24 protein-coding genes and 1 pseudogene are annotated in these 24,264 nt (G+C 72.7%); 13 read left to right on the top strand and 12 right to left on the bottom strand.

Features of this window, described 5'->3' with window-relative positions:
* Positions 1-111 precede the first annotated feature (111 nt).
* Complete coding sequence (locus tag N864_RS08030; protein ID WP_034715448.1) at positions 112-1,011, top strand: aldo/keto reductase; 900 nt, start codon at positions 112-114, stop codon at positions 1,009-1,011.
* A gap of 80 nt (positions 1,012-1,091) precedes the next feature.
* Positions 1,092-2,207: an aminotransferase class V-fold PLP-dependent enzyme gene (locus N864_RS08025; RefSeq protein WP_051518341.1), complete on the top strand. Its 1,116-nt coding sequence runs from the start codon at positions 1,092-1,094 to the stop codon at positions 2,205-2,207.
* Between the two features lie 12 nt (positions 2,208-2,219).
* On the opposite strand, the gene N864_RS08020 is transcribed toward N864_RS08025, so the two are convergent.
* From N864_RS08020 to N864_RS08010, 3 genes are all read right to left on the bottom strand, one after another.
* Positions 2,220-3,830 carry an alpha-amylase family glycosyl hydrolase gene (locus tag N864_RS08020; protein WP_081793534.1) on the bottom strand — a complete coding sequence of 537 codons (1,611 nt, stop codon included), beginning with the start codon at positions 3,828-3,830 and terminating at the stop codon, positions 2,220-2,222.
* Positions 3,811-4,929: a baeRF2 domain-containing protein gene (locus N864_RS08015; RefSeq protein ID WP_034715430.1), complete on the bottom strand. Its 1,119-nt coding sequence runs from the start codon at positions 4,927-4,929 to the stop codon at positions 3,811-3,813. Before N864_RS08015 ends, N864_RS08020 begins: the two co-directional genes overlap by 20 nt.
* A gap of 80 nt (positions 4,930-5,009) precedes the next feature.
* Positions 5,010-5,990 (bottom strand): 1-phosphofructokinase family hexose kinase, encoded by a 981-nt coding sequence (locus N864_RS08010; RefSeq protein WP_051518340.1) that lies wholly within the window; start codon positions 5,988-5,990, stop codon positions 5,010-5,012.
* A 69-nt stretch (positions 5,991-6,059) separates the two neighbouring features.
* Here N864_RS08010 and surE point away from each other — a divergent pair, with 69 nt between their 5' ends.
* The 3 genes from surE to N864_RS07995 all read left to right on the top strand — a co-directional run bounded on the left by surE (position 6,060) and on the right by N864_RS07995 (position 9,620).
* Complete coding sequence (surE, locus tag N864_RS08005; protein ID WP_034715429.1) at positions 6,060-6,836, top strand: 5'/3'-nucleotidase SurE; 777 nt, start codon at positions 6,060-6,062, stop codon at positions 6,834-6,836.
* A 109-nt stretch (positions 6,837-6,945) separates the two neighbouring features.
* Positions 6,946-8,235 carry a M16 family metallopeptidase gene (locus tag N864_RS08000; RefSeq protein WP_034715428.1) on the top strand — a complete coding sequence of 430 codons (1,290 nt, stop codon included), beginning with the start codon at positions 6,946-6,948 and terminating at the stop codon, positions 8,233-8,235.
* Positions 8,232-9,620, top strand: coding sequence for a M16 family metallopeptidase (locus N864_RS07995; protein ID WP_034715427.1), 1,389 nt, complete (start codon positions 8,232-8,234; stop codon positions 9,618-9,620). Before N864_RS08000 ends, N864_RS07995 begins: the two co-directional genes overlap by 4 nt.
* A 31-nt stretch (positions 9,621-9,651) precedes the next feature.
* Here N864_RS07995 and N864_RS25975 read toward each other — a convergent pair whose 3' ends face one another.
* The 5 genes and pseudogenes from N864_RS25975 to N864_RS07975 all read right to left on the bottom strand — a co-directional run bounded on the left by N864_RS25975 (position 9,652) and on the right by N864_RS07975 (position 13,893).
* Positions 9,652-10,170, bottom strand: a complete 519-nt coding sequence (locus tag N864_RS25975) for a GNAT family N-acetyltransferase (RefSeq protein WP_169735961.1) — start codon at positions 10,168-10,170, stop codon at positions 9,652-9,654.
* Between the two features lie 36 nt (positions 10,171-10,206).
* Positions 10,207-10,980, bottom strand: a pseudogene (gene hisN, locus N864_RS25970) (histidinol-phosphatase); the annotation flags it as partial.
* An 18-nt stretch (positions 10,981-10,998) separates the two neighbouring features.
* Positions 10,999-12,027, bottom strand: coding sequence for a ribosome small subunit-dependent GTPase A (gene rsgA, locus N864_RS07985; protein ID WP_034715426.1), 1,029 nt, complete (start codon positions 12,025-12,027; stop codon positions 10,999-11,001).
* Complete coding sequence (gene aroA, locus N864_RS07980; RefSeq protein WP_240474253.1) at positions 12,024-13,373, bottom strand: 3-phosphoshikimate 1-carboxyvinyltransferase; 1,350 nt, start codon at positions 13,371-13,373, stop codon at positions 12,024-12,026. The genes rsgA and aroA overlap by 4 nt, the downstream gene beginning before the upstream one ends.
* 1 nt (position 13,374) lies before the next feature.
* On the bottom strand, positions 13,375-13,893 hold the full coding sequence (locus N864_RS07975) for a DoxX family protein (protein WP_034715424.1): 519 nt from the start codon (positions 13,891-13,893) through the stop codon (positions 13,375-13,377).
* A gap of 127 nt (positions 13,894-14,020) precedes the next feature.
* Between N864_RS07975 and N864_RS07970 the strand changes: the two genes are divergently transcribed.
* The 4 genes from N864_RS07970 (at position 14,021) to rsrA (ending at position 16,540) form a co-directional block, all read left to right on the top strand.
* On the top strand, positions 14,021-14,854 hold the full coding sequence (locus tag N864_RS07970) for an SOS response-associated peptidase (RefSeq protein WP_034715436.1): 834 nt from the start codon (positions 14,021-14,023) through the stop codon (positions 14,852-14,854).
* Entirely contained in the window at positions 14,851-15,483 is a 633-nt protein-coding gene (locus N864_RS07965; protein WP_034715422.1) for an alpha/beta hydrolase family protein, read from the top strand. The genes N864_RS07970 and N864_RS07965 overlap by 4 nt, the downstream gene beginning before the upstream one ends.
* Before the next feature lie 134 nt (positions 15,484-15,617).
* Positions 15,618-16,280, top strand: a complete 663-nt coding sequence (locus tag N864_RS07960; protein ID WP_034715434.1) for a sigma-70 family RNA polymerase sigma factor — start codon at positions 15,618-15,620, stop codon at positions 16,278-16,280.
* Complete coding sequence (gene rsrA, locus N864_RS07955; RefSeq protein ID WP_034715419.1) at positions 16,280-16,540, top strand: mycothiol system anti-sigma-R factor; 261 nt, start codon at positions 16,280-16,282, stop codon at positions 16,538-16,540. Before N864_RS07960 ends, rsrA begins: the two co-directional genes overlap by 1 nt.
* A gap of 70 nt (positions 16,541-16,610) precedes the next feature.
* Here the strand turns inward: rsrA and N864_RS26405 are convergent, their stop codons facing one another.
* Positions 16,611-16,685, bottom strand: a complete 75-nt coding sequence (locus tag N864_RS26405; protein ID WP_369791897.1) for a 50S ribosomal protein bL37 — start codon at positions 16,683-16,685, stop codon at positions 16,611-16,613.
* A gap of 453 nt (positions 16,686-17,138) precedes the next feature.
* Here N864_RS26405 and N864_RS07950 point away from each other — a divergent pair, with 453 nt between their 5' ends.
* From N864_RS07950 to N864_RS07940, 3 genes are all read left to right on the top strand, one after another.
* Positions 17,139-18,455 (top strand): HD-GYP domain-containing protein, encoded by a 1,317-nt coding sequence (locus tag N864_RS07950; protein WP_155892862.1) that lies wholly within the window; start codon positions 17,139-17,141, stop codon positions 18,453-18,455.
* Positions 18,452-19,633 carry an HD-GYP domain-containing protein gene (locus N864_RS07945; RefSeq protein WP_051518336.1) on the top strand — a complete coding sequence of 394 codons (1,182 nt, stop codon included), beginning with the start codon at positions 18,452-18,454 and terminating at the stop codon, positions 19,631-19,633. Before N864_RS07950 ends, N864_RS07945 begins: the two co-directional genes overlap by 4 nt.
* Positions 19,634-19,857: 224 nt before the next feature.
* On the top strand, positions 19,858-21,021 hold the full coding sequence (locus tag N864_RS07940; RefSeq protein ID WP_034715415.1) for an NAD(P)-dependent malic enzyme: 1,164 nt from the start codon (positions 19,858-19,860) through the stop codon (positions 21,019-21,021).
* Between the two features lie 4 nt (positions 21,022-21,025).
* Here the strand turns inward: N864_RS07940 and N864_RS07935 are convergent, their stop codons facing one another.
* Genes N864_RS07935 through N864_RS07925 form a run of 3 tightly spaced genes read right to left on the bottom strand, consistent with a single transcriptional unit; the run spans position 21,026 to position 23,062 of the window.
* Complete coding sequence (locus N864_RS07935; protein WP_081793532.1) at positions 21,026-21,724, bottom strand: energy-coupling factor transporter transmembrane component T family protein; 699 nt, start codon at positions 21,722-21,724, stop codon at positions 21,026-21,028.
* Positions 21,721-22,422 carry an energy-coupling factor ABC transporter ATP-binding protein gene (locus N864_RS07930; RefSeq protein ID WP_034715431.1) on the bottom strand — a complete coding sequence of 234 codons (702 nt, stop codon included), beginning with the start codon at positions 22,420-22,422 and terminating at the stop codon, positions 21,721-21,723. The genes N864_RS07935 and N864_RS07930 overlap by 4 nt, the downstream gene beginning before the upstream one ends.
* Positions 22,423-22,444: 22 nt before the next feature.
* Entirely contained in the window at positions 22,445-23,062 is a 618-nt protein-coding gene (locus N864_RS07925) for a biotin transporter BioY (RefSeq protein WP_034715414.1), read from the bottom strand.
* A gap of 53 nt (positions 23,063-23,115) precedes the next feature.
* On the opposite strand from N864_RS07925, the gene N864_RS07920 reads away from it, so the two are divergent.
* Positions 23,116-24,087, top strand: a complete 972-nt coding sequence (locus N864_RS07920) for a zinc-binding dehydrogenase (RefSeq protein WP_034715412.1) — start codon at positions 23,116-23,118, stop codon at positions 24,085-24,087.
* Positions 24,088-24,264 lie beyond the last annotated feature (177 nt).

Raw genomic sequence — 24,264 nt, 5'->3', positions numbered from 1 at the left:
GGCCCCCACACGATCGTGTGGGGGCCACCTGCATGTTCGCCCCGGGACCACCTGGTGCGTGAGCGGGTGGCCCGGATGGCCGGCGTGCGTGGACGGCTGTACTGTCCCACGATGCCCACCTCACAGATTGCCGCCTCAGCGGCCGGCACCTGGACCCTCGGCGACCTGACCGTCAACCGCCTGGGCTTCGGCTCCATGCGGCTGACCGCCGACCCGGACCGCGACCGAGCGCTCGCGGTCCTGCACCGGGCGGTCGAGCTCGGGGTGAACCATCTCGACACGGCGGCGTTCTACGTCTCGCCCGGCGGCATCCTGGACGGGCAACCCGGGCCGGTGCGCTACGCCACCGAGCTCATTCGCGAGGCCCTCGCGCCCTACCCCGAGGGCCTGGTCGTCACGACCAAGGTGGGCCCCGGCATCACCGAGGACGGGACGTTCTACCAGGCGAGCACGCCCGACCAGCTGCGCCGCCAGGTCGAGGAGAACCTGCGCCGGCTCGGCCGCGACCGCCTCGATGTCGTCAACCTGCGGATCATCAAGAAGGCAGGCGAGGACTCGGTCGCGCAGCGGTTCGAGGCGTTGGCGCGGCTCCAGGAGGAGGGGCTGATCCGCCACCTCGGTCTGTCCAACGTCAGAGTCGACCACCTCGACGAGGCCCGGGCCATCGCGCCCGTCGTGTGCGTCCAGAACAGCTATGCGCTGGACAAGCAGGACGACGCCGACCTGCTGCGGGAGTGCGGTGCACGCGGCGTCGCCTTCGTCCCGTTCTTCGCGATCGCGGGCACGCGCCGAGAGGCCGGCGCCGCCGCCGAGCACGCGCCCGCGGTCAGCCAGGTGGCCCGGGCGCACGGGGTCACGGAACAACAGGTGCGGCTGGCGTGGACCCTGCACCAGGGCGGTCACGTCCTGGCCATCCCCGGCACCGGAGACCCGGAGCACGTGGCGGACAACGTCGCGGCGGCCGCTCTTCGGCTCAGTGCCGAGGAGCTCGTCCAGCTCGGGTCCGCGTGACACCGGGAGACCGGGCCTCGCAGCGAGCAGAGCCCGAGCCCGCGCCCGCCTCCCGCGCCAGCGCCGGAGCGGCGCCGCCGGTGGACGTGACTGCCGTGCGCGACGCGTTCTCGCTCGACTGGGACGTCGCCCACCTCAACCACGGCTCGTTCGGTGCCGTGCCGCGCTCCGTGCAGGACGCGGTGGCGCGCACCCGCGCCGCCGCCGAGCGTGACTACGACGCGTTCTTCGCGGACCGGCTCTTCGACGAGCTGGCCGCGTCCCGCACCGCGCTCGCGGCCTGGCTCGGCTGGTCCCCGGAGGGCACCGTGTTCGCCGCCAACGCGACGACGGCGCTCCAGACGGCCGTGGCACACCTGGCGCTGCAGCCGGGGGACGAGGTCGTCACGACGAGCCACGAGTATGACGCGACGAACCGCGTGCTCGCGCTGCTCGCCGGTCGTGGCGTGACGATCCAGATCGTTCCCGTGAGCGGGCTGGACGCACCAACCATCGTCGCGCGCGTGCTCGACGCGGTCGGCACCAGGACCCGCGCGGTCCTGCTGAGTCACGTGACCTCGCCCTGGGCCGAGGTCCTGCCGGTCGAGCTGGCGGCAGCAGCGCTCGCGGGCACACGGACCACCCTGCTCGTCGACGGCGCCCACGGTCCCGGTCTCGTCGACACGAGCGCGGTCACCCGGCACGGGGCGTGGTACGCCGCGACGCTGCACAAGTGGGGCTACTTCCCCCGAGGGACCGGTGCGCTCCATGTGCCGGCCGACGCCCGCGACACCGTCCGGCCCCTCGTCACGAGCTGGCACGTCGGTGCTGGCACCGCGGCCGAACGGTTCTCATGGCTGGGCACCTCCGACGTCGCGCCCCTGCTCGTGACCGACGACGTCCGGGCGGTCCACCGCGATCTCGAGGGGGCCGGGGCGGTGCAGCGCGCCGCCCTCCTCACGGACTGGCTCCGGCACGAGCTGCAGGAGCTGCCCGGCGCGGAGCCGGTCCCCGGCAACGCGGCGACGCCCCTCATGGCGGCCGTCCGGCTCCCGGCGAGCGACGGCGCCGCACTGAGGCGGGCCCTCGCGGCCCGAGGGATCCAGCTGTGGGCGGGGCAGACCGCCGAGGGCACGGTCGTGCGGGCGTCGCTCGCGCCATACGTCAGTGACGGCGACGTGGACCGGGCCCTCGGCGCGCTGCGCGACCTCGTCTGAGCGGTCTGCGCCTCAGTCCTCCGTCGCCACGTCCGTCTGCGCGCGCCCCGCGGCGCTCGCGGGGGCGAGCAGCAGTGCCTGCTCCGCAGCGACGACCCCGTGGTAGGGCGCCAGCTCGCCCTTGCCCTGGAACGCGACGCTGTCGACGTGGACCTGCCAGTCACCCTCGAGTGGCACCTCGCGGTCCGCGTCCATGAAGTTGATGAGCACGACGAACTCCTCCTCGCCGAGCCGGCGGCGGTAGGCCAGCACGCCCGGCCGGAGGTCGAGATCGGTCCAGGAGCCATAGCGCAGCGCCCGGCTGCTGTGCCGGATGCGGATGAGCCGCCGGTAGAGGTGCAGGACCGAGTCGTCGTCCGCCCGCTGCGCCTCGACGCTCTCGGTGCCGGCGTCGGGCGGGAACGGCAGCCAGGGGGAGGGGCCCCAGCCGTGCGGCGGGTCAGCGGTCCACGGGATGGGGCCGCGCGAGCCGTCCCGGCCGGCCGGGTCCACCATCTCGCTGCGGCGCAGGTCGAGGTCGCGCAGACCGAGCTCCTCGCCCTGGTAGAGGAAGACGGTGCCGCGCAGCGTCAGGAGCAGGACCGCGGCCGCCCGGGTGCGCCGGATCGAGCCGCCGTAGCGGGTGCGGAGCCGGGAGTTGTCGTGGTTGGACAGCGTCCACACCGGCCAAGCGTCGGCCGGGCCGAGCCGCCGCTCGATCTCGGCGATGATCATCCGCCACACGATCGGGTCCCACGGCGCGTCGAGGGGCGGGAAGTTGAAGGTCAGCTGCAGCTCGTCACCGGAGCCGTAGTACTGGACGATCCGGGCCTCCTGCCGCAGGTTCACCTCGCCGACGAGGACCCGGTCGCCGTCGTAGGAGTCGGTGAGGCGGCGCACCTTGCGCAGGATCTCGTGGGTGTACGGGTGGTCGTTGATCTTGTTGATCGCCTCCCCGGCCAGGCACCGGTCGTCGTCGGCGAAGGTGAGGTCCTTGCCGAGACACTGCGTCGAGTCGATCCGGAAGCCGTCGACACCGCGGTCGAGCCAGAACCGCAGCGTCTGGTGCATCGCGGCCTCGACGTCCGGGTGGTACCAGTTGAGGTCGGGCTGGGAGGCGTAGAAGAAGTGCAGGTAGTACTGCTCGGTCTGCTCGTCGAGCGTCCACGTACTGCCGGCCCCCAGTGCCGCGCGCCAGTTGTTCGGCTCGTCGCGCCAGTAGTACCACTCCCGGCGGGCGCTCTCGCGGGCCGACCGGGCCTCGACGAACCACGGGTGGTCGGACGACGTGTGGTTCGGCACCCAGTCCACGATGACCTTCATGCCCCGCGCATGGGCATCGGCGAGGAGCCGGTCGAAGTCCGCCATCGTGCCGAACTGCGGGTCGACGCCGCAGAAGTCGGTGATGTCGTAGCCGTTGTCCCGCATCGGTGACGGGTAGAACGGGCAGATCCAGATGCAGTCGATCCCGAGCCACTCGAGGTGGTCGAGGTGCTGGCGCGCGCCCTCGAGGTCGCCGTTGCCGTCCTGGTCGCTGTCGCCGAACGACCGGGGGTAGACCTCGTAGCAGACCGCGCTCAGCCACCACGGGTGCCGACCGGGCCGTGAGCCGGTGGACTCCCGCTCAGTGCCGGGTCGAGTCATCGTCCCACCTGAGGATCGCGGCCACCCCGTCGCGCAGCTGCACGCTGTCGTCGACGAGGCCCACGCTGCCTCCGGTGGCGGCGAGCGACCAGACGAGGGCCGCATCGGCTCGGTCGGTCGTCGGCGCGCTCGCGCCCGCCTGCCGCGCGTCCTGCTCCGTCAGCCCGATCATCGAAGCGGCCTCGCCCACGTGCAGCGTCTGCTCGGAGGTGGGGTCGTCGCGCAGCAGCAGGGTGTCGACCTGCGCCTTGCGGACCGCCTCGACGACCGCCTCGAGCCCCTCGGCGCCGCGCCCGGTCGCGCCGCGCGCGGCCTCGAAGTCGTCGCGCAGCTGTTGCTGCCGGGCGGCGCGGCGCCGCACCAGCTCCTCCGCGATGGCCTCCGCCTCGGCCTCCCGGGACACGCCCTTGGCCCGGCCGCCGGTTCCGAGCGGGACGAGGCGCTCGCGGACGTCCGGAGACGCCTGGTCCCCGAGGAAGGAGATCGCGCGCTCGTCGCCCATCAGGAACACGACCGCCGGCTTGCCCCGGCGGACCAGGCTGTCGACGGCCTGCGCGACCTCGCCCGCGTTGTGCTTCCAGGAGTCCTCGGCGCGTGTCTGGATGCGGCGTTCGCCCATGCCGCCGGCGGAGACCTTGTGGATGACGTCGTGGTCGCCGCTGACGTCGGTGTCCTCCAGGACGGTGCCCGTGATCCCGACCATCTCGAGGTCGGCACCGGTCCGGTCGACCCGCACGACGGCATACGGCTCGTGCGCGTCGAGGCCGCGGAGCAGCGGCATGAGGTGCGGCGCCGCGGAAAAGGACGTCTTCTGCCGGACCGGCCGGCCCGGGAAGGTCAGGTCGAGCAGCAGCGACCCGGAGGCCCCGCAGATCACCCGGGTCAGCTCGCCACCGCGCCCGGACGGCTCGAGTGCCGACTCCTCCATCGCGTCGAGCGTCTCGGCGGTCGCGCCGAGCTGTTCGAGGTGGCGGCGGCCGGTCGCCCAGATCTCCTCCGGCCGGTCGGACGTCGCGGGATCGACGCGGCTGGCGTCGAGGGTCGCGGTGGCGTAAGGGCCCTCCACACGGGTGAGGGGCCGGAGCCAGTCGAGTTGCACGGGAACCTCCTCGGATCTAGCTTGCCAAGCCCGCTACCCGGGCGCACCCGGCACAAACGAAAAGCCTCGGGCCCTGGCGGTCAGCGGGGCCCGCGCCGGACACCGGCATCGAGGCTGGCGACCTCGACCCGCTCGGCCAGGGCGTCGACCGCTGCGCGCTCGCCCGTCGCCAGGCCGTGCCGCGTCACGTTGAGGGCCCCGGCCGCGGCGCCGAGCCGCAAGGCCTGCGTCCAGGCGACGCCGCGCGTCACTCCCGCCGCGAGCCCGGCCGTCATCGAGTCACCCGCGCCCCGATGGTCCACCCGCTGCAGGACCGGGCCGTGGACGCTGAGGAGGCGCCCCTCGATGAGCGCGAGTGCCGGCTCGTGGGCCCGGGACACGACCACGGCAGCGGCCCCGGCCCGGTGCAGTCGCTCCATCGCGGTCACGAGCTGCGGGGTCGACTCGTCGCAGGCCCACCCGTCGGCCAGCAGCTCCTCGTGGCTCACCTTGAGCACGTCGACGCCGGCGCTCAGGGCGTCGCGCAGGACCGCGCCTGACAGGTCGGCGACGATCGGTGTGCCGAGGGCATGCAGGTCCGCGGGGAGGCGGCGATAGGTGTCCTCCGGCAGGACGCCCTCGCTCGCCGGTCCGCAGAGGACCGCCACGTCCGCCCGCGCCGCCGCCTCGAGCATCGCGGTGTAGAGCTGGTCCGCCTCGTGCCGACCCAGCGGGGGCGGCTCGGTCGTCGCGATGACGTTCCGCTCGCCGCCGGTCCGGTCATGGACGTAGGCGGCCGTCTGCCCCGCGGCCTCGACCGCGCGGACGGCGAGCGACTCCGCCTCGAGCAGGGGCCCGAGCAGCCGCCCGGTCTCGCCGCCGCACGGCATGCAGAGCACCGGGCGCACCCCGAGCGCGCGCAGCATTCTCCCGACCCAGACGCCCTGCCCGCCCGCGTGGATGTGGATGTCGGGGGAGCCCGACACGTCCTCGATGGTCACCGTCAGGAACGGGGTCGGGCAGAAGACCGCGGCCCGCTGTCGAGCGGGCGTGGCGAGGCTGTCGACCGTCTCCGAAACCATGACGAAGCACTACCCGTCGGACCCGGCGCCTAGCCGGTAGGCGGCCGACCCCGTGGGTAGGGGCGGGAGATGAGGACTCTCGTGACGAACGACGACGGCGTGCGCAGCCTCGGGCTGCACTGGCTGGCCCGCGCCGCTCGGGACCACGGACTCGACCCCTATGTCGCCGCGCCGAGCGAGGAGCGCAGTGGGGCGAGCGCCTCGCTGTCCGGACTCGAGACCGACCAGGGGCCGGTCGCCAAACCGTTCGAGGCAGCGAGCCTCGACGGCATCGAGGCGTGGGGGGTCGAGGGCGCACCCGCGTTCATCGTGCGCGGCTGCGCGGGTGGCGACCTGTGCGAGGTGCCCGGCCTGGTGCTGTCCGGCATCAACCGGGGACCGAACACGGGCAGCATGATCCTGCACTCGGGCACCGTCGGGGCCGCCTTCACCGCTGCGTCCCACGGCATCCCCGCCATCGCGTTCTCGTCCTCGGGGACCGACCCCCAGCACGAGGAGACCCACGTCGCCGTCGTCTCCCGCGTGCTCGCGTGGTTCTGCGAGCGGGAGTGGCCGAGCGACGGCGCGCCGGTCCTCAACGTCAACATCCCCGATGTCGCACCCGCCGACTTCCAGGGGCTCACCCGGGCGCGGCTCGCGACCTTCGGTACCGTCGAGGCCGAGCGCGGCCGGGTCGGGGAGGGCTACGTCAGCGTCTCGATCCAGCAGGCCGACGACGACGACTCCGACCACACGGATGAGGCGCTGCTGCGGGCGGGCTGGGCCACCGTGACGGCCCTGCAGGCACCGTGCGAGAGCCGTACGCCGGGGCTGCGCGGGCTGTCCTTCCGCGCGGAGGCGCAGTGACGCTCCATCCGTCCGTATGCCGCCCAGCCACGGTATGCCGCTCAGCCACGCCCGGTGGGACCCGCGCACCACCCGGGGTGGCGGCGGGACGATCGCATAAGGTCGAGCCGTGACGAGGAACGCCTACCCGCTCGCCCGGACGACCCTCGAGAACGGCCTGCGGGTCGTCGTCTCGGAGGACCATGCCGTCCCCAACATCGCCGTCAACCTCTGGGTCGGGGTGGGGTCGCGGCACGAGAGCCCGGGGCGCACTGGCCTCGCCCACCTCTTCGAGCACCTGATGTTCCAGGGCAGCCGCAACGTCGCGTCCGGTGAGCACTTCTCGCTGCTCATGGACCAGGGCGCGCGGCTCAACGCGACGACGTGGTTCGACCGCACCAACTACTTCGAGACCGTCCCCACCGGGGCGCTCGAGCTCGCCCTGTGGCTCGAGGCGGACCGGCACGGCCACCTGCTCGACGCGGTGACCCAGCAGAACCTCGACAACCAGCGCGACGTCGTCAAGGAGGAGAAGCGCCAGCGCTACGACAACCAGCCCTACGGCACCGCGCTCATCGACGTCTACGCGACCGCCTTCCCGGAGGGCCACCCCTACCACCACCCGACCATCGGCTCGATGGAAGACCTCGACGCCGCGACGCTCGAGGACGTCCACGCCTTCTTCAGGGCCCACTACGGGCCGAACAACACCGTGCTGACTCTCGCCGGCGACCTGACCCCCGAGCACGGGTTCGCCATGGCCGAGCGCTATTTCGGTGACCTCCCGCCGATCGAGCTGCACCAGCGGCCCCTCCTGCCGCAGCTGCCGCCGCTCCACGGTGCGGTCCGTCTCGACCGGGTCAAGGACGTTCCCAACGACCGGGTCTACGTCACGTTCCGGCTGCCGGTCGACGCGACGCCGGAGTACCACGCCTGCGCCATCGCGGTCGACGTGCTCGGGGGCCTCGCGAGCTCGCGGCTCATGCGGCGCCTGGTCCGGCGCGACGAGACCGCGACGTCGGTCGGCGGGTGGACCATGGGCCTCGTCGACGGGGTCGGGCTCGGGGCGCTCACCATCGACGTGACGCCCGGTGCCGACGCCGAAGCGGCCGAGGCGGCCCTGTGCGAGGAGCTCGCCCGGTTCATCGAGGAGGGGCCCGACGCGGCGGAGATGGAGTCGGTCGTCGCGGACACCGAGCGCGCGTGGCTCAGCTCCCTCGCGAGTCTCGACGAGCGGGCCGACCACATCAGCCAGTACACCCTGCTGCACGACGACCCGGACTACATCAACCACTTCGTCGACCACGTACGCGCCGTCACCCCCGACGACGTCCGTGCCGCTGCCGCGCGATGGCTCCAGCCGGAGAGCCGTGCGGTGGTCCGCTTCCTTGCCCAGTCCGACGCGGAGGCCGCCGCATGACCACCATCGCCCGTCCCGAGGTCGCCGCGCCCGAGCCGTGGGTCTTTCCCGAGGCCACGGCGACCGCGCTGCCCAACGGCGCGACCCTGCTGACCTACGACGTGCCGGGCCAGTACGTCCTGTCGATCCGCGTCGGCCTGCCGATCTCGCTCGCCGACGAGCCGCGCGACCTCGAGGGGATCGCGACGGTCATGGCGCGCACGCTCGACGAGGGAACCGAGCACCACAGCGCCGAGGAGTTCGCGCGGCTCCTCGAGCGCAAGGGCGTCAGCTTCGGGGCCGGCATCGGCGACGCCGGCCTCACCATGGACCTCGACGTCGTCAAGGGCAACCTCGAGCCGGCCCTCGACCTGCTCCGCCAGATCCTCACCGAGCCGGTCTTTCCCGAGCAGGAGGTCGCCCGACAGGTGCGCACCCGGCTCGCGGAGATCGAGCAGGAGCGCGCCGTGGCCGCCCACCGCGCCGTCATCGAGTTCGTCCGGACCTTCTACGCCGAGGACGAGCGCTCGGCGCGGCCGATCGGAGGCACCCGCGAGACCGTCTCCGCCATCACCCGCGAGGCGGTCGTGGCCTTCCACGCCGAGCACGTCGTCGCCAGCGGGGCGACGGTCGTGATCGCGGGCGACCTGTCCGACCTCGACGTGCCGGACCTTGTCGGCCGGGCGCTGGCCGGCTGGGACGCCGGTGCCGTGGAGCGCCCCTCCGCCATCGAGCGGGCCGCCACGCTCGCGCAGGACCGCTGCCGCATCGTCGTCGTGGACCGCCCCGGGGCGGTGCAGACCGAGTTCGTCATCGGTGCCCCGGGCCCGGACCGGTCGGTGGCCGGCGGGTGGGCGCCCTATCCCGTCATCGGGTTCGTCGTCGGCGGCTCGCCCAACGCGCGCATCGACGCCGTCCTGCGTGAGGACAAGGGCTACACGTACGGCATCCGGTCGAGCTTCCGGCCCCGGCGATCCGGGGGCCTCTTCCTCACGGCCGGCTCCGTGCGGGCCGACGCGACGGTCGAGTCCCTGCGCCTGCTGGTCGAGCTGCTCACCTCCGGTCGGGAAGGCTTCTCGCAGAAGGAGGTCCGCTCCGGCGTCGACTTCATCGCCAAGACGGCTCCGGGCCGCTACGCCACGGCGGACCAGGTCGCTGACGAGGCGGTCATCATGGCGCTCGACGGCCGGACGACGCAGTTCACGACGGACAACCTGCACGACCTCGTGACCGTCGACGCAGCGCGGGTCGACGCGGCCTTCGCCCGGTTCGCGGACGGCGCCGGCATCGACCCGGAGCGGCCCGGGTCGGGGTGGACGATCGTGCTCGTCGGCGATGCCGCCGAGCACATGGCGGGGATCCAGGGCCTCGGCTTCGGCTCCGTCACCGTCGTGCACGACCGCTGAGACCTCGCCACCGAACGGGCGACGGCGAGGCTCAGAGGGGCTGCTCCATGACGAAGTCATCCTCCTCGGCGCCGCCGACGTTGAACCGTTTCGTGCCGACGACCTGGAAGCCGTTCTTGGTGTAGAACCGCTGCGCCCGGGCGTTCTGCTGGTTCACGCCGAGCCACAACCCCGCTGCCCCGGAGTCCTTCGCCCAGCCGCGCCCCGCCTCGAGCAGCTGCCGCGCGGCGCCGCTCCCGTGCGAGCCGGGCAGCACGTAGATCTTGCTCAGCTCGACCGTCGGACGGTGCCGGATCGCGGCGCGGACCTCGCCGTCCGCCGGCTCGCCCGCGACGAGCATCGCGTAGCCGACGACCCGGCCGGCCTCCTCGGCGACCAGGACGAGACGGCTGGGATCGGCCAGGTAGTCGGCGAAACGCTCGGGGGAGAGCACCTCCGTGATGAAGGCGCTGACCCGCTCGGGGGTGATCGTCGGTGGACAGGCCAGCCCGAACGTCGCCGCCGCGACATGGGCGACCTTGTCGATGTCGGCGGCCTCGGCGACCCGCACGGTCGCACCGCCGCCGCTCGGATCGTCCTCGGGGGTGAGACGGCGCAGCACCTGCAGGTGCAGGTGCCCGTTCGTCGCGACGGCGTTGCCGCTCCAGCAGCCCAGCCGACCGTCCAGGCCGGTGAAGCTGCCACCGGCCTCCTCGACGATTGGCACGAGGGCGGCCATGTCGTGCACGGCAAGCTCCGGCTCGGCCGCCACGTCGACCGCGCCCTCGGCGACGAGCATGTAGGACCAGAAGTCGCCGTAGGCGCGGGTGCGCCAGCAGGCGTCCATGAGGTCGAGGAAGGCATCGCGCAGGCCGCGGTCGCGCCAGCCCGAGAGGGACGAGTACGACAGAGAGGCATCCTCGAGCCGGGTCACCCCCGAGGCGAGGATCCGCCGTGCGGAGGTGATCGAGCGACCCGTCCACGCACCCGACCCCGTCGCGGCCCACCACCGACGCTGCAGCGCCGGTGCCGAGACCAGCCCGACGACCGGCCGTCCGTCGTCGACGAGCGCGATGAGGGTGGCCCAGACGGGCACGCCCCGGACGAAGTTCTTCGTGCCGTCGATGGGGTCGATGATCCACCGCCGCGGCCCGTGCCCGGTCCGTTCGAACTCCTCGCCCTCGACGGCGTCCCGCGGTCGCGAGCGCTTGAGCTGGGCGCGGATCAGCTCTTCGGCGGCGCGGTCGGCATCGGTGACGGGCGTCAGGTCGGGCTTGGACTCCACGACGAGGTCGGCAGCCCGGAACCGCTCCATGGTGAGCCGGTCGACGGCGTCGGCCAGGACGTGCGCGAGCCGGAGATCGTCGTCGTAGGTCGTCACGTCGCGGAGCCTAGTGGCTCACCACTCCTCCGCTGCGGACCGGCTCTCGAGCAGCCGTCGCAGCGACTCCAGCCGTGCTGGACCGGCCGGGCCGGCATGACCGCCGGCCACCCAGGCGTCGAGAGCGCACTCCGGCTCGTCGTGGGTGCACCCGCGGGGGCACTCGTCGGTGCCCCCGGCAAGGTCGGGGAAGTGGTCGACGATGCGATCGGGGTCGATGTGCGCGAGTCCGAACGTCCGCACGCCGGGCGTGTCGATGACCCAGCCGGAGTCGGGCAGTCGGAGGGCGACGGCGTTCGTGGACGTGTGCCGCCCGCGACCCGTCACGTCGTTGACCTCACCGGTCACCCGGGCCGCGCCCGGCACGAGGGCGTTGACGAGCGTGCTCTTGCCCACGCCGGAGTGGCCGACGAGGACCGAGATCCGGCCGGAGAGCCGCCGGCGCAGCTCGTCGAGCCCGCGGATGTCCCCGTCGTCCCGGGCGGTCACGACATAGTCGAGCCCCAGCGGGGCATAGGTCGACAGGAACGGCTGGGGGTCGACGAGGTCGGCCTTGGTGAGCGCGAGGAGGGGCTCGAGCCCCGCGTCATATGCGGCGACGAGGCACCGGTCGATCATCCGCGGGCGTGGCTCGGGGTCGGCGAGGGCGGTGACGATGACGAGCTGGTCGGCGTTGGCGACGATGACGCGCTCGACGGGGTCGGAGTCGTCGGCGGTGCGCCGCAGCACCGACGTGCGGTCCTCGACCCGGACGATCCGCGCCAGCGCGTCGGGGCCGCCGGACGTGTCGCCGACGAGGGCGACCCGGTCACCGACGACGATCCGGCTCCGCCCCAGCTCCCGCGCCTTCATCGCGACGACCGTGCGCTCGCGGCCGTCCCCGCCGCCGTCGGCGGGGACGAGGCACGTGTAGCGACCACGGTCGACGCCCACGACGAGGGCGATGACGGCGTCGGCGTGGGCCGGGCGCTCCTTGGTGCGGGGCCGCGACCCGCGCCGGTTCGGGCGGACGCGGATGTCACCTTCGTCGAGGTCGCGCCAGCTCATCGACCGGGCCCGAGCATCCGGTCCCAGAGTCCGACGAAGTCGGGCAGCGTCTTGCCCGTCGTGGCGATGTCCTCGACCGTGATGCCGGGCACGCGCAGGCCCAGGATGGCGCCGGCCGTCGCCATACGGTGGTCCTCGTAGCTGTGGAACCGGCCGCCGTGGAGCGCGGCCGGCATGATCCGCAGCCCGTCCTCCGTCTCGGTGACCCGTCCACCGAGGGCCGCCAGCTCGGTCCTGAGCGCGGCCAGCCGGTCCGTCTCATGGCCACGGATGTGGGCGACGCCGCGGATCGACGAAGGCGTCGAGGCGAGGGCCGCGAGGGCGGCGACGGTCGGGGTCAGCTCTGCGGCGTCGTGCAGGTCGATGTCGATGCCGACGAGCTCGCCGCTGCCGATGACGGTCAGGCCCGCCCGGTCGAGGCGGACCTCGCCGCCCATCGCGTCGAGGATCTCGCGCATGGCGTCGCCCGCTTGCGTCGTGTGCTGGGGCCACCCGGGCACCCGCACCGTGCCGCCGGCCACGAGGGCAGCCGCGAGGAACGGCCCGGCGTTGGACAGGTCCGGCTCGACGACGACGTCGAGGCCGTTGACCTCGGACGGCTCGACGCGCCACGTGTTCGGCTCGGAGTCGTCCACGACGACGCCCGTGTCACGGAGCGTCTCGACGGTCATGAGGACGTGCGGCTCACTCGGGACCGGCGGGCCGGCGTGCCGGACGGTGACCCCGGCGTCATACCGAGCACCCGCGAGCAGGAGCGCCGAGATGAACTGCGAGGACGCGGAGGCGTCGAGGGTGACGTCACCACCGCGGAGGCCACCCGTTCCCTCGACCGTGAGGGGCAGGTGCCCGGTCCCGCCGTCGTCGATCCGCCCGCCGAGGTCCCGGAGCGCGTCGACGAGCGTGCCCATCGGCCGGACACGTGCGTTGGGGTCGCCGTCGAAGCGCACGGGCCCGTCCGCAAGGACGGCCGCGGCGGGCAGGAAACGCATGACGGTGCCGGCGAGACCGCAGTCGACTGCGACGTGCCCGGTGAGTCGCTCGGGCGGCGTGACGAGCCAGTCCGCGACGCCGTCGGGCCACTGGTCGGTCTCGCTCGTGAGGTCGTCGATACCGACCCCCAGACGGCGTAGCGCGTCGGCCATCAGGAGCGTGTCCCGGGACCGCAGCGGCGCCCGCAACCGGGACCGTTCACACGCCAGCGCGGACAGGACGAGGTAGCGGTTGGTCAGCGACTTGCTGCCGGGCAGCGTGACAGTCGCATCGAGGGGGTCCTCGGCGAGGGGCGCGACCCAGTCCTCGGCGGACAGGAGCGAGGTCGTGCTGGGTTGATGCTCGGGGTTGGACACGTCAGCTCACGGCGTCCTGTGCCTTGAGGGCCATCAGCTTCGCCTCGCGCTTGGCCGACTTCGTCGCGTGCTTCGCCTCGTGCCGCGTCCGCTGGGTCACGTGCCGGGCGCGCCAGGCCAGGCCGGGACGGCCCTCGGTGTCGACCGCCGCGAGGAGCAGGCCGCCGAGCAGGCCGACGTTCTTGAGGAACAGGCTGCGGCTCTGCGCCTTGCGCTGCGGGTCGGACTCCTCCCAGAAGGCGTGCTCCACGGCGGTCGTCGGCACGAGGGACGCGGCGAGCAGGGTCGAGGCGAGCCGGGGGAAACGGCCCGTGGCGAGCAGCGCACCCCCCGCGACGAGCACGCCGCCGTTGACGCGGACGAGCAAGTCCGGGTCGTCGGGCATCGAGGTCGGCGTCGGCACCTGCTCGAGCAGGTGAGCCGCCTGGGCCGTGCGGGCGCCGGGGTTGCGCAGGGCATCGAGCCCGGTCACGACGAACACCGAAGCGAGCAGTGGCCGGGCTATGCGACGGACGAGCATGGGGGTCCTCCTCCGGCCCCGGCAGCCGCCGGGACCTCGACGATCCGTGAACACCTACCGTAGCCACATACCCCGGCGGCGAGTCCTCATGTCCCCGCTCGTTCCCGTGCGTCCCTACGCTGGGGCCATGTGTGGGAGGTATGCCGCCAGCGCCCGGCCGGATGAGCTCGTCGAGGAGTTCGACGTGGATGAGGACCACACGGGCGAGCCGAGCCGCAGCATCCTGCGGACCCCGCAGGACCCGCCACCGGGGCAGCCCGACTGGAACATGGCCCCGTCCAAGCAGGCGCCGGTGGTGCTGACGCGCCGGCCCCGGGGGATCGACGACGCCGCGCCGACCCGGCAGCTGCGGCTGCTCACCTGGGGCCTGGTCCCGTCGTGGGCCAAGGACACGAAGACGGGCCTGCGGATGATCAACGCGCGGGCCGAGTCGGTGCTCGGCAAGGGCGCGTTCGCGAAGGCCGCCCTCGCCCGGCGCTGCATCGTGCCGGCGGACGGCTGGTACGAGTGGCAGAAGTCGCCGACGGCCCGGGACGCGAAGGGCAAGCCGCGCAAGCAGCCGTTCTACATCCACCGTGCGGACGGCGCGACCGTCGCCTTCGCCGGCCTCTACGAGTTCTGGCGCGACCGGTCCGTCCCGGACGACGACCCGGCCGCCTGGCTCACGACGTTCACGATCATCACGACGGAGGCGGAGCCGGGGCTGGACCGGATCCACGACCGCCAGCCGCTCGTCCTCGAGCCCGCCCAGTGGCGGCAGTGGCTCGACCCCGACGAGCACGACCCCGACGCCGTGCGCCGCTTCCTCGAGTTCGCGGAGCCGGGCCGTTTCGAGGCGCATCCCGTGGGTCGGGCCGTCGGCTCGACAAGCGCCAACGGCCCGCTCCTCGTCGAGCCCGCCGGTCCTGAGGAGCTCGACGGCGTCGTCGACCCGATGACGGGCGAGGTCATCGGAGGATGACGAAGGAGACGGTGCGCGAGATCCCGACGCCGCAGGGGCCGGGACGCGCCCACGTATGGCGTCCCGCCGGCCCCCGCGGCACCGTGGCCTTGGGGCACGGGGCCGGGGGAGGGCTCGGTGCCCTCGACCTCCGCATCGCCCGGGACGTCCTCGTAGAGCACGGCTGGGCGGTCGCGGTGATCGAGCAGCCGTGGCTCGTGGCGGGCCGTCGCGTCGCCGGTCGGCCGGCCACCCTCGACGAGGCGTGGGTGGCCATCGTCGAGGCACTCCTGGCCGGGCGGGGCCGCCTGCCAAGGCCGCTCGTCGTCGGAGGGCGCAGCGCCGGCGCGCGCGTCGCGTGCCGGACCGCAGCGCAGCTCGGTGCTGCGGCGGGCCTGCTCCTCAGTTTCCCGCTGCACCCACCGGGCAGGCCCGAACGGCTGCGCGCCGACGAGCTGGCCCTGGCTCCCGCTCCGTCGTGGGTCGTCCAGGGCACCAAGGACCCGTTCGGCACCCCGGCCGAGCTCGCGCCATACCTGCCATCGGGGACGTCCGTGATCGAGGTCGCCGGTGCGCACAGCTTCCCCGTCTCCTCCACCGGGGCCCTGCGGGCCGCGCTCGAGATCGTCGCGGGAATGCTGCCCGACTGAACGTCGTTGGACCCGGCATGGTCACCTGTCTGAGCCGCCCGCCCTCCCTCGCGCGACCAGCGACCTCACATCCGGGCGGGCTAGGCTGGATGGTGATGACCGACCACAGCCACGACAAGCAGCCCGGCCCGGCCATGCCGGTCGGGCTGATCGAGACCGAGGAGACGCGGGCCGCCCAGGCGCGCGCCGACGCGACGGTCGACGTCGCCAAGGAGACCGACGAGGAGCGCCGCGCCCGCTTCGAGCGAGAGGCGATGCCGCTCCTCGACCAGCTCTACAGCGCAGCCCTCCGGACGACGCGCAACGCGAGCGACGCCGAGGACCTCGTCCAGGAGACCTACGCGAAGGCCTACGGGGCGTTCCACCAGTACCGCCCTGGCACGAACCTCAAGGCCTGGATGTACCGCATCCTCACCAACACCTACATCAACAGCTACCGCAAGAAGCAGCGGCAGCCGCTGGAGTCCGATGCCGCCGAGGTCGAGGACTACCAGCTGCACCGCGCGGAGTCGCACACCTCCTCGGGCCTGCGCTCCGCGGAGGCCGAGGCACTCGACCACCTGCCCGACAGCGACGTCAAGCGTGCCCTGGAGCAGATCCCCGAGGACTTCCGCCTTGCCGTCTACTTCGCTGATGTCGAGGGCTACTCCTACAAGGAGATCGCCGAGATCATGGACACGCCGATCGGCACCGTGATGAGCCGGCTGCACCGCGGACGACGTCAGCTGCGCGAGCTCCTGTCCGAGTACGCGGCCGAGCGGGGCTTCGTCGCGTCGGGTGCGAAGGGAGCCGAATGATGAGCGAGCGCACCGACTGCTCCGAGGCCCTGCTGCGCCTCTACGAGTACCTCGACGGCGAGATGTCGCCCGAGGACTGCCTGCGGATTCGGGCCCATCTCGATGAGTGCGGCCCGTGCCTGAAGGAGTACGACCTCGACACGACGATGAAGGCGCTGATCAAGCGGGCGTGCTCCCGCGAGCCGGCCCCGGAGTCGCTGCGCACCACGATCATGTCGCGCATCTCGATGACGGTGATCCGGATCGAGCGCCAGCGCTAGCTCGGTGCCCCGACACGACGAAGGCCCGCTCCCCCAGGGGGAGCGGGCCTTTCGGCTATCACGGGCGGTCTCACGCGTTGGGCTTGCGGCCGTGGTTGGCGGCGTTGCCCTTGCGCGAGCGGCGCTTGCGGGCGCGCTTGCTCATCGTGGCTCCTCTGTCGTGATCTCCCCAGCGGTCGGGGCGGACGTCGTCGCGCGCGTGTGCACGGCGCGGCCTTGAATCCTCCCACACGACGTCCTCCACTCGCGAATCAGCGGGTGTCAACATTAAGAAGTTGGTAAAATTTTCGGGCTTTTGCGTCGTTCGCCCTTGCGTACGGGCAGTCTTTGTCCTGCGAGGGAGACCGAGTCCGGCCTCTTCGGTGTCGGCTGCCCCCAGCCGGCTCGGGGTGGGCGGACCAACAGTGGAAGGGAGCCAAGAATGCTCAGCGCGTTCTTCTCGGCCTTGGCGACGACCAACATCGCCGCGGCCTTCATGAACTTTGCCAACACGTGGGGCTGGGGTCCGTGACCCACGAGTGACAGCAACACAACTGAGGGACTTCCGCCCGGCACGGGCGGAAGTCCCTTGCGTTCAGCCCCTGCTAGCGTGAGGAACGTGGCTGCGAGGAAGGCTCGGACGCCTTCCGCGTCCCCCGGTGTCATCGTCTACGTCTTGGTCGTGGCCGCCGCCGCTATGGGCCTTGGTGGCGCCGTCCTCGTTCCGACTGGCCCACCGGCCGTCGGCCCAACGGTGCTTTTTGTCGCGATGGGTATGGTCAGCTTCAACCTGCGCGTGCCTGATGTCGGTTCCCGGGTCACCATCTCCTTCCTGAGCGTCGTCTTGCTCGCATCGGGTGTGATCATCGGGCCGTTCGGCGCCTGGCTTGTCGGTGTGACCGCGGTGCTGAGCGGGCTGCGCCGGGCCGGGCACTGGTACCAGGGCGTCTACAACATGGCGATGTTCGGCCTTGTTGGGGCCCTTGGCGGTTTGACGTATCGGCTTCTGGGTGGCGCAGTCGAGGTCGGATCTCTGTCCGGGGTGGCGGCCATCGGTCTGCGCGTCGGGCTTCCACTGCTCGTTGCCGACGTCGTGCTCTGCGTGTCGAACGCGGTGCTTCTCGCTGCCGTGATGCGGATCGACCAGGGGCATCCCTTCACCCACATGGTCCGGCAGATGCTGGCCACGACCGGGCCGTCGTACATCGGCTACGGCGTCATCAGCTTCCTTTTCGTCGTCCTCTGGTACCCGGCGCATGTGGGGCCAGTCAGCGCGCTGTTCATCTTCGCCCCGCTCCTCGTGGCGCGGTGGGGCTTCATCCAGTACGTCGACGAGATGCGCTCCCACCAGCGCACTGTCGACACGCTCGTGACAGCTCTCGGCACGAAGGATCCGCAGGCCGTTGAGCGCAGCCGGCACGCAGCCCTCTTGGCCGAGTGGATCTCCGAAGAGCTCGGCCTGTCCGCCCCGCAGGTGGCGACGGCGCAGCACGTGGCGCTCCTGCACCGCCTCGGTGAGCTCGGAGTGGACCCCGCCACGACCGGGTCCATGGATGCCCCACCTGACCACTGGAGAGCGCAGGATGACGCGCCGCACCGGGAGGCGGAGGCTCGGCTCGGCGCCCGGATGATCGAGGGCATCGAGTTCCTCGAGCCAGCCGGTCCGGGCATCGAGCACCAGCACGACGCCTACGACGGCCGGGAGGGGTCGCTGGCCGGCCCCGAGATCCCGGTCTCCGCGCGCATCGTCGCCGTGGCCACGGCCTTCGAAACGCTGACCCGCCGCCTGCTGGACGGCGACGAGGCCGTCCGCAGGATCAGGGCGGAGTCCGGCGGGCGGTTCGACCCCGACGTGGTCGACGCACTGCAGACGGCGCTGCAACGGCATCCCTGGCCGCCGGCCGTGCAGGTGGAGCAGCAGGGCGCGCCGGCATGAGCGCCCATGACATCGTCGTGCTGGTCTGCTTCGGCGCGGCAATCCTGGCGGGGGAGTGGTTCCGCCTGTCGGCACCCGGGTTCCGCGCCAGCGCCCCGATCGGCAGCGCTTCGGCGCTCGGCCTCGCGTTCGTCACCGAGGTCCCGGCGGGGCAGGCCGTGTCGTACCCGTGGTTTGCCGTGCCGCTCGTCGCGGGCGCGGCCATGGCCATCGGATCCCTCGCGCGGTCGCTGGCCGGGGCCCAGGTGGGCGCACTCGAGCTGGCGGGCCGCTTCGCGGGCGTGGTCGCCGCGACGCTCCTCTTTCGGGTGGGCTACCTCGCCCAGGTCTCGGGCGACGCAGATCCCCTCCCGCCGGCCCGGCGTGCGGGGCTCATGCTGGGCGTCGCCGCCATCGCGCTCCTCGTCGACCTGCTCATCCACTCGAGCCGCGGCGCCGGCCGGGGGCTCACGGCCTGGCGGCGACGCTTCCTCGACGACCTGTCCTCGTCGGTGGCGTTGTCCTTCGCCGTCGCCGTGACCGGCGTGCTCATCGCCATCGCCTCGCCGCCGCTGGGACTCGCAGCCCTGCCGCTGTTCCTCTTCCCACTCATCCTGTCGCTGTTCGCCTTCCGTCGCTACGTCGCCGTCCGCGAGACCTACCGCCAGGGCATCCGCACCCTGTCCCGGCTGACCGAGGTCGCCGGCTACACCCCCTCGGGACACGCGACCCGCGTCGCGGACCTCGCCGTCTCGATGGGCTCGGTGCTCGCGATCCCCGAACGCGAGCTGTTCGACCTCGAGTACGCCGCGCTGTTGCACGACATCGGTCAGGTCGCCCTCGTGGAGCCGATTCCGGGTGGAGCGACGGTCCACGCAGCGCCTGCCGACCAGCTCCGCATCGCCCACGACACCGTTCAGATCGTGCGTGAGACCGGGGTCCTCGACGAGGTGGGCGCGATCCTCGAGCGACAGACCACGCCCTACCGGCAGCTGCTGGAGTTCGACGAGGACATCCCGCTCACGAGCCGCATCCTCAAGGTGGCGAACGCCTACGACGACCTGACCGGCGGAGTGGACTCCGACGAGCGGCGCGCCGCCGCTGTGGAGCGGATCTTCCTCGGGCTCGGCTACGAGTACGACCCCCGCGTCGTCGACGCGCTCGTCCAGGTCGTCCGAGCGCCCGCCGGCGTCCGCTGAGGCGCGCGTCACACGCCGCGGCCGGGAACGTGCTCGCGCCGGCGCCGTCCACGTGGCACACTGGTGCCTTCCGCGGGCAACCCCCGTCGTGAGCAGTACCTGAGGCCAGACCCCCGGCTCGGAGATCCAGCAGGGCGTGTCGGCCCATTTTCTTTTCCGGCGCCGCCACCGCACCAGCGCGGTGTGGCCTGGCGCCTGTCTGACGCGATCGAGGTGTTCCCACGGTGAGTGCACTGCCTGTCAGCCAGTCCTTCGACCCCCAGTCCCCGGTGTTCCGAGCCCACGAGGGGGGCAAGCTCGCCGTACACGCGACCAGCGTCCTGCAGGACGCGGACGACCTGTCGCTGCTCTACACCCCCGGCGTCGCCGAGGTGTCCCGCGCCATCGCCAGCGACCCGGTCCTCGCGAACCACTACACCAGCCGGCGCAACACCATCGCGGTCGTCAGCGACGGGACCGCGGTGCTGGGTCTCGGCGACGTCGGGCCGCTCGCGGCGATGCCTGTCATGGAGGGCAAGGCGGTGCTGTTCAAGCACTTCGCGGACGTCGACGCGGTGCCGGTCTGCATGGAGACCGGCAGCGTGGACGAGATCGTCGAGGCGGTGGCCCGCATCGCGCCCACCTACGGTGGCATCAACCTCGAGGACATCTCGGCGCCGCGCTGCTTCGAGATCGAGGAGCGGCTCAAGGCGCGGCTCGGGATCCCGGTCTTCCACGACGACCAGCACGGCACGGCGATCGTCGCCCTTGCAGCGATGCTCAACGCGGCCCGGGTCGTGGAGAAGGAGCTCGAGGACCTCGTGGTGGTCGTGTCCGGGGCCGGCGCCGCGGGCGTCGCGGTGGCGCGCATTCTCCTGCTCGCCGGCGTGCGCGACGTGATCGTCGTCGACTCGAAGGGCATCGTCGACGAGTCCCGCGCGGACCTCGCCCCGCACAAACGGGCCCTGGCGGAGGTGACCAACCGCGGCCACCGGGTCGGCAGCATCGGCGACGCCCTGGACTCCGCCGACGTTCTCGTCGGTGTCTCGGGTGGCACGATCGCGGAGCGTGACCTCCTGCGCATGGCCCCGCGCGCGATCATCTTCGCCCTCGCGAACCCCGACCCGGAGGTGCACCCGACGGTGGCGCACCGGTTCGCGGAGGTCGTCGCGACCGGCCGGTCGGACTTCCCGAACCAGATCAACAACGTCCTGGCCTTCCCCGGCATCTTCCGCGGCGCCCTCGACTCGGGCGTCAAGCAGATCACGGAGGAGATGAAGCTCGCCGCCGCGCACGCGATCGCGGACCTCGTGCCGACACCGACGGCGGACCAGGTCGTGCCGAGCGTCTTCGACGATCGCGTTGCTCCCGCCGTCGCGGCGGCCGTGCGACGCCTGGCGTCCTACTGACCCCTCACCCCGGGGCTCCGTCGTTCGTGGACGGAGCCCCGGGCCCACCGGGGCGCGAGCCGCCGGCCGGGGCGTCCTGCGGTCCCTCGACCGGATCTCCCAGGCCGCGGGCCGCGAGCGCCTCTCCGGTCGCGCGGGCATAGCCGACCGTGTGGATGACGACGGGCAGGACGAGCGCTCGCGGGTTGCGCTCCAGCCCGCGGGCGCGGGCCGCCTCCCGCACCTCTCCGAAGGCGTCGGCGATCCACGGGATGCTCCGGAACATCACCGCGACGGCGATGCCCACCGCCTCCGGGTCCAGCCACCTGCGCAGCGGTCGGGCGGCGCCGACGACGGCGTCGATCAGGGCGCTCGGGCTCGTCGTACCGGTGACGACACCCGCCGCGATGTAGCACGCCAGGATCCCGAGCACGAGCCGGGCGGCCATGGCGGCGTCCTGGCTCCACCACTGGAACGCGAACAGGACGACGAGCACCGGCAGGACGGGGCGCATCGTCCGCAACAGACGACCCAGCCCGAGCCCGGCCAGCGCGTGGGTGCCGACAACGAGCGCGAGCAGCAGGCAGCCGGTCCACCAACTGGGCAGGAGGGTGGTCGCAACGCCCACGGCCAGCAGGGCCACGAACTTGGCCGCCAACGGCGCGCGGTGGACCACTGAGGTCCCCTGCACGTAGGAGCCGAACAGGCCGTCGCCGCGGCTCACCCCCCGCTCCGCCGTACGTACTCGTCCACCGCGACGGAGGGCGGCCCGTCGAACACGACCCGTCCCGCCTCGACGACGAGGGTCCGGTCCGCGTCCCGGGCCAGTCCGAGGTCGTGCGTGGCGAGGACGACCATCTGGGGCAGGGCGGTGAGCCGCTCGCGGAGCACCCGGGTGTTGCGCAGGTCGAGCAGGGTCGATGGCTCGTCGAGCACGAGCACCTCGGGGTCGGTGGCGAGCACCGCCGCGAGGGCCATGAGCTGGCGTTCGCCGCCCGACAGGTCGTACACGCTCTGGTCGCTCAGGCCGTCGAGGCCGAAGCGGGCGAGCACCGCCTCGGCCGCGGCGCGACGCTCGTCGGCGCGGCGATGGCGGCGGCGGAGGGACAGCTCGACGTCCTCGCGCCCGGTCGGCATGACGAGCTGGGAGAGGGGATCGGTGAACGCGAACGCGACCCGCTGTCGCACGGCGGGGCCCTGCCGGACGGTGTCGAGGCCGTCCACCCGGACGTGCCCGCGGCTGGGCTGCACCAGGCCGTTGACCAGGCGCAGCAGGGTCGACTTCCCGGAGCCGTTCGCGCCGATGACCGAAATCCGCTGCTCGCTGAGCGTCAGCTCGACCGGCCCCAGCAGCCGGCGTGGAGTGTCGGAGCCGGGGGTCGGGACGTCGACGACGACGTCCCGCAGCTCGATCGTCGGCACCGGCCCGCGGGGGAGGTCCGGGTCAGCGGGGCCGACGGGCGAGCAGGTCGGGGAAGGCGCGGTGCACGGCGGCTGCCGCACTCGCGGCCACGAGGTTCTTGATGACGTCCCCCGGATAGAAGACGAGGTCGGCCTTGAAGGCGTTGGCGAGGCTGAGGTCGGCGTTGAGCACCATGCCGAGCACGCCCAGCCCATGGACGAACACGATCGAGGTGAGCATCGCGGCGACGAAGAAGAGCGGCGCCCAGACGGCCGGGCGCCGGCGCACGACGCGCGTCGCCGCGAACCCCACGACGACCGCGGCGAGGAGGAACGCGACGAGGTAGCCCGCCGAGGGCCCGGCGAGGACGCCGAGACCGGACTGGCCCTTGCTGAAGACCGGGAAGCCGACGAAGCCGATGACGAGGTAGAGCAGGACGGCCAGGCCGCCGCGCAGGGGGCCGAGGCAGAGCCCGGTCAGCATCACGGCCAACGTCTGCAGCGTGATCGGGACGCCGACGCTGCCCACCGGGATCCCGGGGACGATCGCCGCCACGGCGATGAGGGCGGCGAAGACCGCGACGAGCGCGATCGAGCGGGGCCGGATGGCCGTGGTGGTGTTCGTCACGCTGCGTGCGGCCGCGTCGGTGCTCTCCGTCATCACGGTCGGACCATACCTGTTGCGGCGGGGGTCGCATGGCTAGGGTTCACGACATGCTCGCCGCCTACGCAGCCACCCAGTCCGAGACCGACCCCCTGTCCGGCCTGGTCGTCGGCGACCGCCCCGCGCCGGAGGCTCCCGCGGGCTGGTCCGTCGTCGACGTCCGCACCGCCGGGCTGAACCACCACGACGTCTGGTCCCTCCGGGGAGTCGGGCTGCCCGCCGACCGCCTGCCGATGATTCTCGGCTGCGACGCCGCCGGCACGGACGCGGACGGCAACGAGGTGATCGTGCACTCGGTCGTGCCGTCCGACGGATGGCGGGGCGACGAGACCCTCGACCCCAGGCGCACCCTGCTGTCCGAGCTGCACCAGGGCACGATGGCAGAGCAGGTCATGGTGCCGACGGCCAACCTCGTGCCCAAGCCCGCCGGCATGTCGTGGGAGACCGCGGCGTGCCTCTCCACGGCCTGGCTCACGGCCTACCGCATGCTCTTCACCAACTCGGGTGTCCAGCCGGGTGGGACGGTGCTCGTCCAGGGCGCTGGAGGCGGCGTCGCGACCGCCCTCATCCAGCTTGGCCGCGCTGCGGGGCTGCGGATGTGGGCGACGTCCCGGGACGCTGCTCGGGCCGACCGGGCCCTCGAGATCGGCGCGGACCGGGTCTTCGGCTCGGGGGAGCGGCTGCCGGAGCGGGTCGATGCCGTCATGGAGACCGTCGGTGCCGCCACGTGGTCGCACTCGGTCAACTCCCTGCAGCCGGGTGGCACGATCGTCATCGCCGGTGCGACGTCGGGCTACGACCCGCGCAAGGGCGAGCTGAACAAGATCTTCTTCAAGCAGCTGAAGGTGATCGGGTCGACCATGGGCACCCGGGACGAGCTGGCCCAGCTGGCCCGCTTCGTCCAGGCGGCCGGGATCGACCCGGTCATCGACTCGGTCCTGCCCCTCGACAAGGCGCGGGACGGCTTCGCGAAGATGGTCGACGGCGACGTCTTCGGCAAGGTCGTCTTCACCCTGCACTGAGCGGGGTCCGCCGCGCGGACCGTGCTCACGCCGCGCGGACCGGACTGGCTGCGCCGACTTCGCTCACCCTTGGCCGGCGGCCGCCCTGGGGGTGACCGTCACCTCGACCGCGCAGCCGTCGGCGCTCGGCGTGCCGGCGCGGCCGACGAGCGACTCGGACCAGAGCGCCGCCTCGAG

This window comes from Intrasporangium chromatireducens Q5-1, from assembly GCF_000576575.1.
In the GTDB taxonomy this organism is placed as follows: domain Bacteria; phylum Actinomycetota; class Actinomycetes; order Actinomycetales; family Dermatophilaceae; genus Intrasporangium_A; species Intrasporangium_A chromatireducens.
The sequence above is the reverse complement of the archived record's forward strand: the minus strand, read 5'-3'. Positions and strand labels throughout refer to the sequence as shown.

Bases quoted from the DNA above. Each gene is read 5' to 3' on its own strand.
- N864_RS08030 (WP_034715448.1), top strand. From the start codon at position 112: ATGCCCACCTCACAGATTGCCGCCTCAGCGGCCGGCACCTGGACCCTC.
- N864_RS08020 (WP_081793534.1), bottom strand. From the start codon at position 3,830: ATGACTCGACCCGGCACTGAGCGGGAGTCCACCGGCTCACGGCCCGGT.
- N864_RS08010 (WP_051518340.1), bottom strand. From the start codon at position 5,990: ATGGTTTCGGAGACGGTCGACAGCCTCGCCACGCCCGCTCGACAGCGG.
- surE (WP_034715429.1), top strand. From the start codon at position 6,060: ATGAGGACTCTCGTGACGAACGACGACGGCGTGCGCAGCCTCGGGCTG.
- N864_RS07995 (WP_034715427.1), top strand. From the start codon at position 8,232: ATGACCACCATCGCCCGTCCCGAGGTCGCCGCGCCCGAGCCGTGGGTC.
- rsgA (WP_034715426.1), bottom strand. From the start codon at position 12,027: ATGAGCTGGCGCGACCTCGACGAAGGTGACATCCGCGTCCGCCCGAAC.
- N864_RS07975 (WP_034715424.1), bottom strand. From the start codon at position 13,893: ATGCTCGTCCGTCGCATAGCCCGGCCACTGCTCGCTTCGGTGTTCGTC.
- N864_RS07970 (WP_034715436.1), top strand. From the start codon at position 14,021: ATGTGTGGGAGGTATGCCGCCAGCGCCCGGCCGGATGAGCTCGTCGAG.
- N864_RS07965 (WP_034715422.1), top strand. From the start codon at position 14,851: ATGACGAAGGAGACGGTGCGCGAGATCCCGACGCCGCAGGGGCCGGGA.
- N864_RS07960 (WP_034715434.1), top strand. From the start codon at position 15,618: ATGCCGGTCGGGCTGATCGAGACCGAGGAGACGCGGGCCGCCCAGGCG.
- rsrA (WP_034715419.1), top strand. From the start codon at position 16,280: ATGAGCGAGCGCACCGACTGCTCCGAGGCCCTGCTGCGCCTCTACGAG.
- N864_RS07945 (WP_051518336.1), top strand. From the start codon at position 18,452: ATGAGCGCCCATGACATCGTCGTGCTGGTCTGCTTCGGCGCGGCAATC.
- N864_RS07925 (WP_034715414.1), bottom strand. From the start codon at position 23,062: ATGACGGAGAGCACCGACGCGGCCGCACGCAGCGTGACGAACACCACC.
- N864_RS07920 (WP_034715412.1), top strand. From the start codon at position 23,116: ATGCTCGCCGCCTACGCAGCCACCCAGTCCGAGACCGACCCCCTGTCC.